Source organism: Geminicoccus harenae, from assembly GCF_019800005.1.
Lineage (GTDB): Bacteria > Pseudomonadota > Alphaproteobacteria > Geminicoccales > Geminicoccaceae > Geminicoccus > Geminicoccus harenae.
Genome location: NZ_JABGCL010000034.1, coordinates 1 through 15,139, shown reverse-complemented (window position 1 = coordinate 15,139; position 15,139 = coordinate 1). Strand labels below are relative to the sequence as shown.

Annotated in this window: 16 protein-coding genes; 9 read left to right on the top strand and 7 right to left on the bottom strand. The window is 69.5% G+C overall.

The features are described from left to right. The first annotated feature begins 3 nt into the window (after positions 1 to 3). Positions 4 to 978: a lysylphosphatidylglycerol synthase transmembrane domain-containing protein gene (locus HLA95_RS22755; RefSeq protein ID WP_222184629.1), complete on the top strand. Its 975-nt coding sequence runs from the start codon at positions 4 to 6 to the stop codon at positions 976 to 978. 4 nt (positions 979 to 982) lie between these two features. After that, positions 983 to 2,119 carry a glycosyltransferase family 4 protein gene (locus HLA95_RS22750; RefSeq protein WP_222184627.1) on the top strand — a complete coding sequence of 379 codons (1,137 nt, stop codon included), beginning with the start codon at positions 983 to 985 and terminating at the stop codon, positions 2,117 to 2,119. On the opposite strand, the gene HLA95_RS22745 is transcribed toward HLA95_RS22750, so the two are convergent. Genes HLA95_RS22745 through HLA95_RS22730 form a run of 4 tightly spaced genes read right to left on the bottom strand, consistent with a single transcriptional unit; the run spans position 2,116 to position 5,418 of the window. Then, positions 2,116 to 3,051: a branched-chain amino acid ABC transporter permease gene (locus HLA95_RS22745; RefSeq protein ID WP_222184626.1), complete on the bottom strand. Its 936-nt coding sequence runs from the start codon at positions 3,049 to 3,051 to the stop codon at positions 2,116 to 2,118. The two genes, HLA95_RS22750 and HLA95_RS22745, sit on opposite strands and share 4 nt — an antisense overlap. Then, a complete protein-coding gene (locus HLA95_RS22740; RefSeq protein WP_191061873.1) occupies positions 3,051 to 3,965 on the bottom strand; it encodes a branched-chain amino acid ABC transporter permease in 915 nt (304 codons plus the stop codon). The genes HLA95_RS22745 and HLA95_RS22740 overlap by 1 nt, the downstream gene beginning before the upstream one ends. Then, entirely contained in the window at positions 3,962 to 4,681 is a 720-nt protein-coding gene (locus tag HLA95_RS22735; protein WP_222184624.1) for an ABC transporter ATP-binding protein, read from the bottom strand. Before HLA95_RS22735 ends, HLA95_RS22740 begins: the two co-directional genes overlap by 4 nt. Next, positions 4,678 to 5,418, bottom strand: a complete 741-nt coding sequence (locus HLA95_RS22730; RefSeq protein ID WP_223861763.1) for an ABC transporter ATP-binding protein — start codon at positions 5,416 to 5,418, stop codon at positions 4,678 to 4,680. Before HLA95_RS22730 ends, HLA95_RS22735 begins: the two co-directional genes overlap by 4 nt. A 387-nt stretch (positions 5,419 to 5,805) precedes the next feature. Here HLA95_RS22730 and HLA95_RS22725 point away from each other — a divergent pair, with 387 nt between their 5' ends. Together HLA95_RS22725 and HLA95_RS22720 are read left to right on the top strand one after the other, a co-directional pair. Further along, complete coding sequence (locus tag HLA95_RS22725) at positions 5,806 to 6,114, top strand: YjiS-like domain-containing protein (RefSeq protein WP_191061986.1); 309 nt, start codon at positions 5,806 to 5,808, stop codon at positions 6,112 to 6,114. A gap of 71 nt (positions 6,115 to 6,185) precedes the next feature. Further along, complete coding sequence (locus HLA95_RS22720; RefSeq protein ID WP_191061987.1) at positions 6,186 to 6,464, top strand: hypothetical protein; 279 nt, start codon at positions 6,186 to 6,188, stop codon at positions 6,462 to 6,464. A 51-nt stretch (positions 6,465 to 6,515) separates the two neighbouring features. Here the strand turns inward: HLA95_RS22720 and HLA95_RS22715 are convergent, their stop codons facing one another. After that, the gene (locus tag HLA95_RS22715; protein WP_222184622.1) at positions 6,516 to 7,952 is read right to left on the bottom strand and encodes a radical SAM family protein; all 1,437 of its coding nucleotides are present in this window, start codon (positions 7,950 to 7,952) and stop codon (positions 6,516 to 6,518) included. A gap of 153 nt (positions 7,953 to 8,105) precedes the next feature. Here HLA95_RS22715 and HLA95_RS22710 point away from each other — a divergent pair, with 153 nt between their 5' ends. From HLA95_RS22710 to HLA95_RS22695, 4 genes are all read left to right on the top strand, one after another. Next, positions 8,106 to 9,185 (top strand): T6SS phospholipase effector Tle1-like catalytic domain-containing protein, encoded by a 1,080-nt coding sequence (locus HLA95_RS22710; RefSeq protein WP_191059981.1) that lies wholly within the window; start codon positions 8,106 to 8,108, stop codon positions 9,183 to 9,185. Positions 9,186 to 9,321: 136 nt separating this feature from the next. After that, positions 9,322 to 10,287, top strand: coding sequence for a sugar-binding protein (locus tag HLA95_RS22705; protein WP_370467517.1), 966 nt, complete (start codon positions 9,322 to 9,324; stop codon positions 10,285 to 10,287). A gap of 67 nt (positions 10,288 to 10,354) precedes the next feature. Then, positions 10,355 to 11,863, top strand: a complete 1,509-nt coding sequence (locus HLA95_RS22700; protein ID WP_191059983.1) for a sugar ABC transporter ATP-binding protein — start codon at positions 10,355 to 10,357, stop codon at positions 11,861 to 11,863. Positions 11,864 to 11,876: 13 nt separating this feature from the next. Beyond that, complete coding sequence (locus HLA95_RS22695; protein ID WP_191059984.1) at positions 11,877 to 12,860, top strand: ABC transporter permease; 984 nt, start codon at positions 11,877 to 11,879, stop codon at positions 12,858 to 12,860. 24 nt (positions 12,861 to 12,884) lie between these two features. Here the strand turns inward: HLA95_RS22695 and HLA95_RS22690 are convergent, their stop codons facing one another. Further along, positions 12,885 to 13,862, bottom strand: coding sequence for an amidoligase family protein (locus tag HLA95_RS22690; RefSeq protein ID WP_191059985.1), 978 nt, complete (start codon positions 13,860 to 13,862; stop codon positions 12,885 to 12,887). A gap of 213 nt (positions 13,863 to 14,075) precedes the next feature. Here HLA95_RS22690 and HLA95_RS22685 point away from each other — a divergent pair, with 213 nt between their 5' ends. Then, positions 14,076 to 14,225, top strand: coding sequence for a hypothetical protein (locus tag HLA95_RS22685; RefSeq protein ID WP_222184620.1), 150 nt, complete (start codon positions 14,076 to 14,078; stop codon positions 14,223 to 14,225). A gap of 557 nt (positions 14,226 to 14,782) precedes the next feature. Here HLA95_RS22685 and HLA95_RS22680 read toward each other — a convergent pair. Then, the coding region (locus HLA95_RS22680) for an integrase core domain-containing protein (RefSeq protein ID WP_222184618.1) at positions 14,783 to 15,139 on the bottom strand (357 nt) is incomplete at its 5' end.

Here is a 15,139-nt window from a genome sequence, read left to right as displayed (position 1 = left end):
CGGATGCGCGGGCGCTGGAAGAACGGGATAGGCATCCTGTTCAGCCTCTCGCTCCTGGGCCTGGTGCTGGCGTGGCAGCCACTGGACCAGTTCGGTGCCGTGCTCCGTCAGGTCGTCCTGTGGCCCGTCCTGCTCGCCTTCGCCCTGACCGTGCCCATGGTCCTGCTGCGCACCTGGCAGACGAGCTGCCTTGCCCGGCTGCAGGGCATGCAGGTGGGCTTCGGCCCGCTGCTCGGCCTGCAGCTCGCGACCAGCTTCTACGGCCTGTTCCTTCCCGGCGTGCTCGCGGCCGGCGTGCTGCGCTGGTACCGGCTGGCACGGCTGGGCGGCGACCCGCAGGCGACCCTGGCGCTGGTGGTGTTCTCGCGCCTGCTCGAGATCGAGACGGCCCTCGTGCTGGGCCTCCTGTTCTGGTTCCTCGACGGGCACGCGCCGGGATGGCCGGGCCTGCCCGCCATGTTCGCGGCCCTGGCCCTGGGCGTCGCCGTGCTGCGCTACCTGGCCTTCCACCCCAGGGCGGCCGCCTGGACGGAGATGCAGCTCGCGGCATGGTGGCCGGAGCGGCGGCTGCCGGGGCTGCGCCGCCGCCTGATCGAGCTGCTGAAGGTCACCGGCCGCTATGGCAGCCTGACCGGCCGGGCCTGGGGCATCCTCCTCATGAACATCCTGGGCAGCCATGCGCTGGGCCTGCTCTCGGTGGCACTGGTCGCCGGTGCGCTCGGCATGGAGGTCGGCATCGCCACGCTCGGCTGGGCACGCGCGATCCTGGCACTGGCCCTGCTCCTGCCGATCACCTGGGCCGGAGTCGGGCTGCGCGAGGCGACGATGGCGGCCGCCCTGGTCGCGGCCGGCCAGCCCGGCCCGGAATCCGTGGCACTCGGCCTCCTGCTCAGCCTGCGCGTGCTCCTGGAGGCCCTGGCCGGCGGCCTGGTCGAGCTGCACGCCCGGCTCACCCCCACACCCCGCGAAGAGGGATGAACCCATGAGAGTCTGCCTCATCTCCACGGAGATCTTCGCCTGGGGAAAATATGGCGGCTTCGGGCGCGCGACCCGGATGATCGGCGGTGAGCTGGTCAAGCGCGGGGTGGACGTGTTCGCCGTGGTGCCGCAGCGGCCCGGCCAGCAGCCGGTCGAGCAGCTGGACGGCATCACCGTGCTGAGCTTTCCGGTGGCACGCCCCTGGGAGATGCTGCAGCTGTTCCGCTTGGCGGATGCCGACATCTACCACTCCTGCGAGGTGTCGCTCGGCACCCGGCTGGCCCAGCGGGCGATGCCGTCCCGGCGGCACATGATCACCTTCCGCGACCCGCGCGACTGGCAGGACTGGGTGATGGAGTTCGCCCGGCCCTCGCTCAACCGCCTGCAGGTGGTCGGCAACTATTTGTTCGAGAGCAGCCCGCTGCTGCTGCGGGCCGTCCGGCGTGCGGACGCGCTCTACACCATCGCCCATTGGCTGGTGCCGAAGGTGGAGCGAATGTACGGCCCCTGCCCCAAGCCGCGCTTCCTGCCGACCCCGGTGCCGATCCCGCCGGAGCCCGCCAAGGCCGCGGCCCCCACCGTCTGCTATCTGGCGCGGCTGGACCGGCGCAAGCGGCCGCATCTGTTCCTGGACCTCGCCCGGCAGTTCCCGCACGTCCGGTTCCGGGTGTTCGGCAAGTCGCGCGACAAGGCCTATGAGCGCTGGCTGCGCGCGACCTATGACGGGCCGAATGTCGAGTTCCTGGGCATGGTGGACCAGTTCGCCAGCACCACCCATGGCGAGGCGCTGGCCGAGAGCTGGATCATGGTCAACACCGCGACCAGGGAGGCGATGCCCAACTCCTTCATCGAAGCGGCCGCGCATGGCTGCGCGATCATGAGCTTCGTCGACCCCGACGGCTTCGCCTCGCAGTTCGGCTACCATGCCGCACAGGACGACTTCGCCGCGGGCCTGAGCTGGCTGCTGGAGAACGACCGCTGGCGCGAGCGCGGTGCCTCGGCACGCCGGCACGTCACGGCGGAGTTCGCGCTCGAGCGGGCGATGGACCTGCATCTGGAGGCCTATCGTGCGCTCCTGGAAGAACGGGTGCCCGCCGCCGCCAGGGTCGGGCGGGCGCCACGGCCGGCCGTGACCCTCTAGTCGCGCCGCCCGAGCAGGCCGGTCGGCCGGAACAGGAGGACCAGGCACAGGGCCACGCCGATGCCGGCCACCTGTAGGGCGGCCGCCTGGGCCTTGCCTTCCGGCGGGACGAACAGGTCGAGCAGCATGCCGGAGCCGGTCCAGATCGCCCAGACCAGGACGGCCCCGGCGATCGCGCCCCGATGGTCGCCGGCACCGCCCACGATCAGCATCGCCCAGACCTGGAAGGTCAGGATCGGCAGGAAGTCTTCCGGCGCGATGAAGCCGATGAAGTGGGCATAGACCGCGCCCGCCAACCCCATCACCATCGATCCCAGGACGAACGCCTCCAGGCGGAAGCGGAAGGCGTGCTTGCCGATCGCGGCGGCGGCGGCCTCGTCCTCGCGGATCGCACGCAGCACCCGGCCCCATGGGCTCGTGGTGAGCCGGGCCAGGCCCCACCAGACGAGCAGCACCAGGGCCGCCACGAACAGGAGATAGGCCAGGTTCCAGCCGTTCTGGCCGCCGAGCACGTCGTACAGGGGCCGTGGCACGAAGTTCATCCCGAACGGCCCGCCGGTCAGCACCTGGAGATTGAGTGCTACGAGCTGCAGGGTGACGGCGATGCCGAAGGTGGTGATCGCCAGGTAGTCGTGGCGCAGCCGGAGTGCCGGGATGCCCACCAGCAGCGCGAACAGCCCGGCCGAGAGCATGGCGCCCACCATGCCGACCGGCACCGGTAGACCGAACCCGCCGATCCGGCCGGGATCGTCGGGCGTGGTGAGGATGGCGCTGGCATAGGCGCCGACCAGCACGAAGCCGGCCACGCCGACATTGAACAGGCCGGTGAAGCCCCATTGGAGGTTCAGGCCCAGCGTGATCAGCGCGTAATAGAGCGCGATCACCAGGAAGAAGACCAAATAGGCGAGGGGCCCGGCCAGCAGCTCCATCATCAGCCGCGCTCCCCGAACAGGCCGGTGGGGCGGACCAGGAGGATCAGGATCAGGAGGAGGAAGGCCACCGCCGCGCGGTATTCCGCGCCGACCAGCGGCACCGCCAGGCTCTCGGCGACGCCCACGATCAGCCCGCCCAGCACCGCGCCCAGCGGCGAGCCGATCCCGCCCAGGATCACCGCAGCGAACAGGGGGAGGAGCAGGTCCAGCCCCATGGTCGGCCGGATCTGCACGGTGAGCCCGGCGAACACGCCGGCGACCGCGGCCAGGCCCGCCCCGATGATCCAGGTCCAGCGGACCACGGCCGCCACGTCGATGCCGGTGACGGTGGCGAGCTGCGGGTTGTGCGCCACGGCGCGCATCGCCCGGCCGAGCGTGGCGCGGGACAGGAACAGGTGCATCGCGATCACGAGCAGGACCGTGATGCCCAGGACGGCCAGCTGGTCCGGCGTCACCCGCACGCCGCCCAGGACGGAGCGAGGCAGCAGCGGCAGGGCGATCTGGATGGCGCGGCTATAGTATTGGGGCTCCCCGCCGAACGCGAAGAACAGGAGGTTGCGCAGGGCCAGCGCTGCGCCGAACGAGCCCATCACCACGGCGATCGCCACGCCGGCCCGGCCGAGCTTGGCGAACAGGAGCCGGTCCAGCAGCAGCGCCAGGCCCCCGGTCGCCAGGATCGCCACGGCGAGCGAGGCCAGGAGCGGCCAGCCGAACGAGAGCGGGCCGAAGGTCGTGGTCGACAGCGCCTGGAACTGGCCGAGCGCCAGCAGCGCCAGATAGGCGCCGAAGGTCAGGAACTCGCCGTGGGCGAAGTTGGCGAAGCGCAGGATCGCATAGGTGAGGGTCAGGCCGATGGCGCCGAGCGCGATGATCGAGCCCAGGACCAGGCCGTCGGCGAGCTGCTGGAGGATCATCGGCCGGCCCCGCCCAGGAACAGGCTGGCGAGGTCGCCATGGCTCCTGAGCTCGGCGGCGCTGCCGGACAGGCGCTCGCGGCCTTCGGTCAGCACATAGGCACGGTCGGCCAGGGCCAGAGCGGCCTTCACGTTCTGCTCCACCATCAGGATCGTGGTACCCTCCGCCCGCACCTCGGCGAGCTTGGCGAACACTTCTGCCACCAGCCGGGGCGACAGCCCGGCCGAAGGCTCGTCCAGCATGATCATGCCGGGCTCCACCAGGAGTGCGCGGGCCACGGCCAGCATCTGGCGCTGGCCGCCGGACAGGCGCCCGGCCGCCAGCGCGCGCTGGCGGGCCAGGTCGGGGAACAGCTCGAACATCGCCCGCACCCGCTCCTGGCAGCGCCGCCGGCCGAGGAAGAAGCCCGCCAGCTCCAGGTTCTCCTGGATCGTCAGGTTGGCGAACACGTTCTCGGTCTGGGGGACGAAGGCCAGCCCCGCCCGGACCAGACGATGCGCCGGCAGCCGGCGGAGGTCCTGGCCCCGGAAGCGGACCTCGCCTGATTCCACCCGGACCAGCCCGGCGATCGCCTTGATCAGGGTGGACTTGCCGGCACCGTTCGGGCCCAGCACCGCCACGATCTCGCCAGGCGCCACCCGGATCGAGGCGCCGCGCACGATCGGCAGGCCGGGCTCGTAGCCGGCCACCAGTTGGTCGACCTTGAGCAGGCTCAATGGGCGGTTCCGCCCAGATAGGCCTCGACCACCCGGGGGTCGGCCCGGACCTCGTCGGGGCTGCCGCTCATCAGGAGCCGCCCCCCGGCCATCACCAGGACCGGGCGGCACAGCGACATCACCAGGTCCATGTCGTGCTCGATGATCAGGAACGTCACCCCCTCGGCGTGCAGGGCCCGGATCCGGTCCACGATCTGGGCCATGAGCGGCGGTGCCACGCCGGCCCCCGGCTCGTCCAGGAGAACCAGCCGCGGCTCCTGCATCATCGCGCGGGCGAGCTCCAGGAGCTTGCGCTGCCCGCCGGACAGGGTGCGGGCTGGTGCCGAGGCGAGACGCTCCAGCCCCATGAAGCGCAGCCAGTGCCAGGCGCGCTCCGTGATCGCCGCCTCCTCGCGGGCCAGGGTGCGGGCACTGGTCCAGGCCCGCCAGAAGCGCTCGCCGGTCTGATCCTTCGCTGCGACCAGCAGGTTGTCGAGCACGCTCAGGGCCGGGAAGGGGCGGGGGATCTGGAAGGTGCGGGCGATGCCCAGCCGGGTGCGCTGGTCCTGGCGGCAGCGGTCGATCCGCCGGTTCTCGAAATGCAGCTCGCCCCCGCTAGGCGGCTGGCTGCCGGCGATCAGGTTGAACAGCGTGGTCTTGCCGGCACCGTTCGGGCCGATCAGGCCGGTGATGGTGCCCTGGCCCAGGGTGAAGGAGACGTCGTCGACGGCCCGTACGCCGCCGAACGACCTGATCAATCCATGAGCCTGCAACAACTCTGCTGCCCGTTTTCCGCAAGTGTCGGTCGCCTTGGTTAGCCGGGCGTGGCCGCTGCTGCAATCGGCAGCATTTAGGTGCACTGCAATATAGCAGTGTTGCGCAAAACGCAGGCCAATCTGCCTGGATTTTCCGGGTGTTACCCCCATATGTGACAATGTCGCCACCGCACTGTGTCAGAAATTTGCAGCGATCTGATTCTGCAGCGCTGCGATGCAGCATGTCGGGTGGTGGACGGCCGGACCGAGGCTTATCTTCTCGATCGTTGGGTCCGGCCAAGAGATCACCCTGAACGGGAAGGTCGAGGAACAACCGGCCAGCCGCCTGAAAAGGTCCGATCGGCTGGCCTTCGAGTGGAGTGGAAGAAAATGGGTGCCGTGCAACAGGTCATCGACAGTGCGCTTCGTCAGTATCGGGCTTATGAGACCCGCCGTTCCCTGAGCCGCCTGAGCGATCGCAGCCTGGCCGACCTCGGCTTGGAGCGCGACCTGATCGGCGACATCGCGGCAATGGCGGCTGCCCGTGGCGATGGCCGGGTGTCGCTCGCGCAGATCCGCGACATGGCCCAGGAGGCGCTGCTCGCCCGCCGGGCCGAACAGCAGGCCGCCACGGCACCCTCGCCGCTGGCTTCCCTGCTCGGCACGCCGAAGCACTCGCATCTCGTCCCCGCCGACTGACCGGGTCGCCCCGCCCGCGCGGGGCGTCGCCCCCGCATTGTTCTTCTCTTCCCCATGACTGGATGACATCGATGTTCGCGAAGCTCACCGCCTCCCTGCGCTCGACCGAGGCTTGGCGCCGGTTCGAGATCGCCCGTTTCCACCGTGCAGCACTGCAGCAGGCCCGTGCCGAGCTGAACGCCTATGCTCCGCACGAGCTGGCCAGCGACCTGCGCATCACCAGCGCCGACATCGAGCCGCTCGCGCTGGAAGAGGCGCGCCGCCGCACCGAGCTCCATGTCGCGCGCCATCCCGAGCTGCGTGCCGCCCTGGACCATGCCGGCACCGGGCTGGGGCTGGCCGGCGCCTGAGCGGCACCGCACCGGCGGTCGTCCGGACAGGACTACCGCCGGCCCGGCCGCTCAGGCGGCCCGGCTCGCCGCGGCCAGCGTCTGGTTGCGCAGCGGGGTCAGGTCCGACCAGTCGATCTGGTCCCAGTCGAGCAGCGGGTCGCGCAGGGCCGCGATGAAGCGGTGGTGCTCGGGATGATCCGGTGCGGCGATGAAGTGCCGGCGGAACTCGTCCGGCGTGAACGTGCCCCAGTTGCGGATCATGTGGAAATGGATCCCGTCCGCACCCAGTGAGCGCGCCAGCTCCGCCGCTGCCGGCATCTCGCCGTAGTTCAGCGCCTGCACGACGAAATCCAGGCGCCACTCCCGCACCCCGCCCCGCGCGCGCAGCCGCGCCATGAAGTCGAGATTGGCGCGCAGGCGCTGCCAGTCACCGTGGCGCCGGATCACCGCATAGGTGTCCGGCTCGGCCGCATCGATCGACACCCACAGCGCGTCCACCCGCCCTTCCAGGTCCAGCTCCTCCCAGGCGCGCTCGTCGCACAGCAGGCCGTTGGTCTGCAGCTGCAGGCGCAGCCGGGGATAGCTCTGCCGGTCGAGCTGCTTGAGCAGCCGGCGGAAATGGGCGCTGGCGAAGGGATCCCCTGAGCCGGTCGCCTTCACCGTGCGGGCATCGCGCAGGAGCGGCAGCACCACCTGGTCCGCCACCTCGTCCAGCCGCAGGCGCTCCGCCTGGTCGGCCACGATCCGCTCGCGTCGGCAGGACGGGCAGGCGAGGTTGCAGGACCGGTCGTAGTTCAGCAGGACCCGGCGCGGCCCGGCTTCGACCTCGACCACCTCGCCCTGGATGATTCCCACCAGCTCCCGGTCGCTCACGGCCTGGCGCTCGGGCAGCCGCTCCGCGCTGAGATGCGGGCAGTGCAGCCGCGAGCACCAGGTGAAGCTGCCGTCCAGCACCGAGCGGCGGATCGCCTTGGCCGCGGGCGAGTTCCAGAAGCCCGAGCCTTCCGACCCGTCCGCCTGGCCGATCGGCACCGCCAGCCAGGACGGGCAGCAGGCATGGGCGCTCAGGTCCGGCCGCAGCTCCAGCTCGCGCCACGGCTTGGCGCAGAACCGCCCGCGCGGGTCGACCGGCCCCGGCCCTTCGCCGGCCGCCGCCCGGGCCCGCAGATAGACATCCTGTGCCACGAGGTCGCGCTGCTCCCGCGCCAGCGCCGCCACCGCGAAGCGCAGGGCCGCCCTGGCATCGCCCTCTGCCAGTGCCCGGCGCGCCAGCATCACCTGGACCAGCCGCGGCACCGGCTTGCCCGGCAGCGCCGCCGCGGCCGCGTCCGCGAACTGCTGCCAGATCCCCTGGCCGAACTCCGCCTCCAGCTCGGCCTCGACCGCCGCCACCGCCGCCTGCGGGTCGGGCGGCACCTGGCCGTCCTGCGCCGGCGCCAGGAACAGGGCGGTGTCGAGGGCCACGGTGCGCTTGCGCAGGCGGACGAGCAGGTCGGGAAGTTCCATGGACCGATTGTGCCACAGCCGGGCCGCGGCCGGAAAGCGGGCAGGCCCCTGATCGCACGCGGGTATCCCGAGCGACTGTATTGAATGTAATCCTAGGAAAATATACCATAGAACCGCGGCCGCATGTGCCGTCGCAACCGCGGGGGAAAGGCGATGAAGCGGCTGGTCCTGTGTTTCGACGGCACCTGGAACCGGGCGGATGGAGGGGGCTCCCCCACCAACGTGGCCCGGATCGCACAGGCGGTGATGCCGCGAGGGCGGGATGGGACGGTACAGCTCACCCTCTACCTGCGCGGTGTGGGTGCCACCGCCGGCGGCATGGAGCGGCTGATCGCGGGCGCCACCGGCCAGGGCATCGATGACAATATCCGCGCCGGCTACCTGTTCCTCGCCCAGAACTATGTCGCAGGCGACGAGGTCTATGTGTTCGGCTTCTCGCGCGGCGCCTTCACCGCGCGCAGCCTGGTGGGCTTCATCGGCGCCTGCGGCCTGTTGCGCCGCAATTGCCAGGACCGGATCATGCAGGCCTGGGAGCGCTACCGGCAAGGCGGCGGCCACGTGCCGGGGCGCTGCCACGGCCCGGTGCCGATCGCGTTCCTGGGCGTGTGGGACACGGTCGGCGCGCTGGGCATCCCCTCGGACCTGCTGGGGCCGCTGGTGGCCGAGGACTATCAGTTCCACGACACGAGACCCTCGCCGCTCGTCCGGGTGGCCCGCCATGCGCTGGCGATCGACGAGCATCGCGACGAGTTCGTGCCGACCTTCTGGACCGGCGAGGCACCGGCCGGCTGCGACATCCGCCAAGTCTGGTTCGCCGGAGCACATGCCGATGTCGGCGGCGGCTACCGCCACCGCCGGCTGGCCGACATTCCCCTGCGCTGGATGGCCGAGGAGGCGGCGTTGGCCGGACTCGGCCTGGATGGCGGGCTGCTGGAGCTGCCGGTCGACCCGCTCGCACCGCAGCACGAATCCCGCCAGAGCTGGTCGCGCAAGGACCTGCTCACCCCGACCTTGCGCCAGGTCGCCGGCCGGCCTGTGCCGGTGGGCCTGCTGGAACGTCTCTACCGGCCGCTCGACCGGACCGGCCGGCCGCTGCCGACCATCGGCGAGGAACTGCACCCGAGCGTGCGGCTGCGCTTTGGCCGCCAGGTCCGGCGGATCCTCGATGACGACGACATTGACGGGAAGCCGCATAGCTACCAGCCTCGCAACGTGGCGCCGCTGATCGGCTGAACCGCATCCGCCTCCCTCGACCGGAGCGGCCCCAAAGCGGCAGGATCGATACTTGCCGGCGTCGCTGGAACTGGATTAATCCTATTTTTGCATTTGGTTGATCCGTGCTCGCCGGAAGCGGCGCCGGTCAGGGAGGATGAAGATCATGAAGAGACGTGGGATCGTCGCGCTTTGCGCGGCCGCGCTGATGCTGTCGATCGGGGCCGGGGCCGCCTCGGCCCAGGAGAAGAAGACCATCGCCCTGGTGACCAATGCCTCGGCGGACTTCTGGACGATCGCCCGGCGCGGCACCGAGAAGGCTCAGGAAGAGCTGCCCAACTACAATGTCGAGTTCTACGTGGTCGCCGAGTCCACCGCGGCCGAGCAGCGCCGAATCCTGGACGACCTCCTGACCAAGGGTGTCGCCGGCGTCTCGATCAGCTCGATCGACCCCGCCAACTCGACCGAGATCCTGAACCGCGTCGCCGATCAGGCCGTGCTGTTCACCACCGACAGCGACGCGCCGGAATCCAAGCGGATCGCCTATATCGGCACCGACAACCGCCAGGCCGGCGTCCAGGCGGGTGAGCTGATCAAGAAGGCGCTGCCCGACGGCGGCAAGATCATGATGTTCGTCGGCACCATGGGTGCGGCCAACGCGATCGAGCGCGTCGACGGCATCAAGCAGGCGCTGGAAGGCTCGAATGTCGAGATCATCGACATCCGCACCGACGAGGTCGACTTCGCCCGGGCCAAGCGCAACGTCGAGGACACGCTGACCAAGTACCCGGACATTTCCGGTCTGGTCGGACTGTACTCCTACAACACGCCCCAGATCGTCGAAGCGGTCCGCGCCGCCGGCAAGATCGGCCAGGTCAAGGTGATCGGCTTCGACGAGGACCCGGTGACCCTGCGCGGCATCGCGGACGGCATCGTCGATGCGACCGTGGTCCAGCAGCCCTACGAGTTCGGCTACCAGTCGATGATCGGCCTGGCCAAGGTCATCGAGGGCGACAAGTCGTTCATCCCGGAGGACGGCCTGATTATCGTGCCGACCAAGGTGATCGACTCCTCCAATGTCGAGGAGTTCCAGAGCCAGATGCGCGAGCTGCTGGCGAACTGAACCTCACGGGGGACGGGCAGGCCCTGCCCGTCCCGCACGTGCGACCTGCGACCATGTCGAGACGAGCATGCCGGCACCTTTCCTGGAACTCCTGGACATCACCAAGACCTATCCGGGGGTGACAGCGCTCTCCGGCGTCAGCTTCGCCATCGGTGCCGGCGAGGTGGTGGGCCTGATCGGCGAGAACGGCGCCGGCAAGTCGACGCTGATGAAGATCCTGGGCGGTGTGGTCGAGCCGACCAGGGGCACCATCCGCGTGGACGGCAACGAGCGGCCGGCCTTCACCGTCACGGAATCGATGCAGGCCGGCATCGCCTTCGTCCACCAGGAGCTCAACCTCTTCGAGAACCTGGACGTCGCCGCCAACATCTTCATCGGCCGCGAGCCGCGCTCGGGCGGCTTCCTCAACCTGGTCGACCAGGCGGAGACCCGCCGCCGCGTGGCACCCCTGCTCCAGCGCCTGGGCGTCGACTTCGGCCCGGACACGCCGGTGGCCGAGCTCGCGATCGCCGAGCGGCAGATGGTCGAGATCGCCAAGGCGCTCTCCCTGAACGCCCGGCTGATCATCATGGACGAGCCGACCTCCAGCCTGACCCTATCCGAGACTGACCGGCTCCTGTCGGTGATCGCCGAGCTGAAGGCCCAGGGTGTGGCGATCGTCTATATCAGCCACCGGCTGAACGAGGTGAAGCAGTGTGCGGACCGGGTGGTCTGCCTGCGCGACGGCAAGCTGGTCGGCACGCTCGCCAAGGACGAGATCGAGCACCCGGCGATGATCCGGCTCATGATCGGCCGCGACCTGAAGTCGGTCTATATCCCGCCAAAGCACGCGCCCAAGGAGAGCGGGCTGACGCTGGAAGGCCTGCGCACCACCGCCTTTCCCGACTTCGCGGTGGACCTGACCCTGCGCCGCGGCGAGATCCTGGGCCTGGCCGGCCTGATCGGCTCCGGCCGGACCTCGCTGGCGCGCGCCATCTTCGGCATCGACCCGCCGCTTGCCGGCACGGTCGCGCTGGACGGCCAGCCCATCACGGTGGCGAATCCCCAGGACGCGATCGCCAGGGGCATCTACCTGGCGCCTGAGGACCGCAAGCGCTCCGGCCTGATCCTGGAGTTTCCGATCCGCGAGAACATCTCGTTGGCCGACCTCAAGGAATATGCCCCTTCCTGGCTGATCCGCCGTGACAAGGAACTGGCCACCGCCGAGCGCCAGAAGGTCCGGCTCGGCATCCGCACCCCCTCGGTCGAGACCCCGGCCATCTCCCTTTCCGGCGGCAACCAGCAGAAGGTCGTGCTCGCCAAGTGGCTGTCGATGCGCCCGCAGGTGATCATCTTCGACGAGCCGACCCGCGGCATCGACGTGGGTGCCAAGGCCGAGATCTACCAGCTCATGCGCGAGCTGGCCGAGGCCGGCGTCGCCATCCTGATGATCTCCTCCGACATGGAGGAGGTGATCGGCGTCAGCGACCGGGTCGCCGTCATGCACGAGGGCTCGATCGCCGGCTTCCTCGAGCGCAGCCAGCTATCCGAGCACGCCATCATGGAACTCGCCATCGGCCACCGCCCGGCCGCCTGATCCGGAACCCACCATGCACAAGAAAGATCTGGGCCTCCTCGTCCTGGTCCTGGTGATCGGCGCCATCACCACCGCGCTCAACCCGGTGTTCCTCTCGCCGGTCAACCTGGTCAACATGGCCAACCTGATCGGATTGTTCGGCATCTTCTCGATCGGCCAGGGCCTGGTGATCATCACCGGCGGCATCGAACTGTCGGTAGGCTCGATGTTCGCGCTGATCGGCGTGATCTTCGTCGACCTGCTGGTCAACTTCGCCCTGCCCTGGCCGATCGTGGTCCTGGTCGCGATCGGCTTAGGGTTGGTCTTCGGCGCGGTCCACGGCTTCCTGGTCACCCGCCTGCACCTGCAGCCCTTCGTCGTGACCTTGTGCGGCCTGCTGATCTACCGGGGCATCGCCCGCTGGTACATGGCGGATGCCACGATCGGCTTCGGCTATGGCGACTTCGACACCCTGTTCTGGCTGGCGTCCGGCCGAAGCTTCGGCATCCCGCACACCTTCATCGCCTTCGTGATCGTGGCGATCGTGATGTACGTGGTGCTGCACAAGTCGGTGTTCGGCCGCCATTTGCTGGCCGTCGGCAAGAACGAGGAAGCCGCCCGCTTCTCCGGCATCAACACCCGCGTCGTGATCGCGTCCGCCTACATGATCAACGGTGCCTTGGCCGGCCTCACCGCCTTGTTCCTGGCCTTCTACACCAGCTCCGTCTCGCCCTCGGCGCACGGCAGCTTCTACGAGCTCTACGCCATCGCCGCGGCCGTGCTCGGCGGCTGCTCGCTGCGCGGCGGCGAGGGCTCGATCCCCGGCATCGTGCTCGGCACCATCCTCCTCCAGATCCTGCAGAACCTGGTCAACCTCCTGGGCATCCCGACCTCGCTGAACTTCGCCGTGATGGGCACGGTGATCCTGGCCGGCGTGCTGGCCGACCAGGCGCTGCAGCGCCGCCGCGCGATCAAGGTCGCCGAGCAGCAGCGCGCCAAGGTCGTGGCCGCCGCCTGAAGCCCCTTGGCAGGCTGCTCCGGCTCAGGAGCAGCCGAGCAGCCTGCCCCGCTTCATCGCAGCACCACCCCCGTCCCGCAGAAACTCCAGGCTCAGCGCCGCCAGAAGCTCCGGGTCGCCCGCCAGCCGCTCCACCGCCATCCAGCGGTGCCAGTCCGGCAGGATGCTCCACCCGGGCTCTCCCACATGCGCCCAGGGCAGGCGATAGTGCAGGGCCGGCCGCCCGCCGATCTTCTCGAACGGCAGCCGGGCCCGCACCCGCGCCTCGTCGAGGTGCAGGAGCACCGGCAGCAGGTCGAGTGCCCGGTTCCGCGTGGGATTGGCCCGCAGATAGTCGTCGGTGAACGCCGCCAGGTCCGGCCGGTAGTCCGCCGCCAGCACCCGCCGCACATAGCCCTGCGGATAGGCCGCCGGCAGCAGCAGCCCCAGCCGCCACCGCGCCGCCCGGAACGTCTCCTGCCGCAGCCACGATTCCATCAGCAGGAACGCCCGCAGATGGCGCAGCAGCGTCCCTACCTCCAGCGAGGGCGGATCGACGTTGAAATGCAGCCCGAGCGACCCGAGCCAGTTCGCCCCCCGCCCACGCGCCCCCGCCGACCGCAGGAGTTCGACCGCCTTGTCCATCTCCGGCAGCCGCTCCGGCGGCAGCGGCGCCACCACCAGTTCCCGCGGCACGAACCGGGTCAGCAGCGCGCCCAGCCAAGCCGCACTTCGCCGGCCCAGATGCACCGGCAGCGACCGGTCATGCTTGGCAGGATGCACGTAGCGGGTGTCGAGCTCCACCGTCAGTTCGCCCAGCCGGCTGCCCCGCACCAGGAACGAGTGCGGATCTTCCTCCAGGACCGCACCGCCCAGGCCCCGGCTCAGCGCCTCCGCCGCGGCCCGGGCGCCGAGTTCCATGAACTCGATCTCGACGCCGATCCGGCGGACGCTGCCCCCGCTGCCAGGCAGTGCCGGGAATGGCTGGACCGGATGCCGGCCGGGATCGATAATGTGGTTCATCCATCTCATATGGGCAGGTCGACCGGCCCGGCTGCATCACGAGCACGTCAGAAATACAGCCGCCGGGGCGCTGCATCCTCCCGGAAAACCGGCAGGCAGAAGGCCGTGACCCCGCGTCAGTTGCTGTGGTTACCGCTGGACGGATGTTCGCGGCCGCCTAAGATCAGGCCAGTTTTATGCTGCAGCATATCCGCCAAGACGAAAGAATAAGACGTGCGCGCCGCCATTCTTCCGTTGTCCGGCCGGCACCTGCACAGGACCGGCCTCTTGTGCATCCTGTTCGCTAGTCTGCTGGCCTGCCTCTGCGCCAGCCCGCCCGCCCAGGCCCACATCAAGTGGTTCGAGCCGTTCGACATCAGCTAGGCGCCGCGCCCCATCGACGAGGTGCTGAGCCAGGACTTCATCCTGTTCTTCCTGGCCTCGGTCGCCTTCGTGTTCGTCTTCTTCGCCGCCGACCGCTGGGCCTATCGCCGCCAGATCCTGGTCGCGTTCGACGAGAGCCTGCGCCGCTTCGACGGGCTGTCGGTCCTGATCATGCGGCTGGCCTCGGCGGTGTTCTTCATCTCGCTCTGGGCCTATGGCGTGTTCGGCGACCAGCCCTTCTACCTGACACCCGAGCTGCACACGCACAGCGCCTGGGTGCCCTGGCTCCAGCTCGCGATCGCCGGCTGCACCCTGTTCCGGCGCACCCTGCCCCTGATCGGCCTCGGCATCGTCGTGCTCTATGCCGCAGCACTCGCCGGCTACGGCCTCTACCACCTGCTCGACTACCTGGTCTTCCTGGGCATCGCCTATTTCTTCGCGACCGCCACGCTACCTTCACGCGGCTGGCGCAAGTCCGGCTTCGTCACCCTCTACGCCACGACCGGCATCAACTTCCTCTGGCTGGCGATCGAGAAGTTCGCCTACCCCGGCTGGACCTACCCGCTCCTGGACAAGCACCCCGGCATCCTCCTGGTGTACGGTCCCGGCATGTGGTGTGACGGGTCGAGCCTGAACCGATCGGGCTCTTTGGCCCAGATCTGGCAGATGAACTCGTAGGGCGTGAGGCCACGCAGGGTCTTGAGCCGGCGGGCGTGGTTGTAGGCATCGACGAACAGCTGCAGATGGACCCGGAGCTGTTCATGGCTGTCGTAGTGGTAGCGCTTGACGGTAGCGTCCTTGATCGTGCGGTTCATGCGCTCGACCTGGCCGTTGGTCCAAGGGTGGTTCACCTTGGTCAGGCGGTGCTCGATGCTGTGCTCTGCGCAAACCCGGTCGAAGATGTGGACGAAGGC

What these genes read in the sequence shown, in the direction of transcription:
- HLA95_RS22755 (WP_222184629.1), top strand. Translation starts at nt 4, where the DNA reads ATGCGCGGGCGCTGGAAGAACGGGATAGGCATCCTGTTCAGCCTCTCG.
- HLA95_RS22750 (WP_222184627.1), top strand. Translation starts at nt 983, where the DNA reads ATGAGAGTCTGCCTCATCTCCACGGAGATCTTCGCCTGGGGAAAATAT.
- HLA95_RS22745 (WP_222184626.1), bottom strand. Translation starts at nt 3,051, where the DNA reads ATGATGGAGCTGCTGGCCGGGCCCCTCGCCTATTTGGTCTTCTTCCTG.
- HLA95_RS22740 (WP_191061873.1), bottom strand. Translation starts at nt 3,965, where the DNA reads ATGATCCTCCAGCAGCTCGCCGACGGCCTGGTCCTGGGCTCGATCATC.
- HLA95_RS22725 (WP_191061986.1), top strand. Translation starts at nt 5,806, where the DNA reads ATGGGTGCCGTGCAACAGGTCATCGACAGTGCGCTTCGTCAGTATCGG.
- HLA95_RS22720 (WP_191061987.1), top strand. Translation starts at nt 6,186, where the DNA reads ATGTTCGCGAAGCTCACCGCCTCCCTGCGCTCGACCGAGGCTTGGCGC.
- HLA95_RS22715 (WP_222184622.1), bottom strand. Translation starts at nt 7,952, where the DNA reads ATGGAACTTCCCGACCTGCTCGTCCGCCTGCGCAAGCGCACCGTGGCC.
- HLA95_RS22710 (WP_191059981.1), top strand. Translation starts at nt 8,106, where the DNA reads ATGAAGCGGCTGGTCCTGTGTTTCGACGGCACCTGGAACCGGGCGGAT.
- HLA95_RS22705 (WP_370467517.1), top strand. Translation starts at nt 9,322, where the DNA reads ATGAAGATCATGAAGAGACGTGGGATCGTCGCGCTTTGCGCGGCCGCG.
- HLA95_RS22700 (WP_191059983.1), top strand. Translation starts at nt 10,355, where the DNA reads ATGCCGGCACCTTTCCTGGAACTCCTGGACATCACCAAGACCTATCCG.
- HLA95_RS22695 (WP_191059984.1), top strand. Translation starts at nt 11,877, where the DNA reads ATGCACAAGAAAGATCTGGGCCTCCTCGTCCTGGTCCTGGTGATCGGC.
- HLA95_RS22690 (WP_191059985.1), bottom strand. Translation starts at nt 13,862, where the DNA reads ATGAACCACATTATCGATCCCGGCCGGCATCCGGTCCAGCCATTCCCG.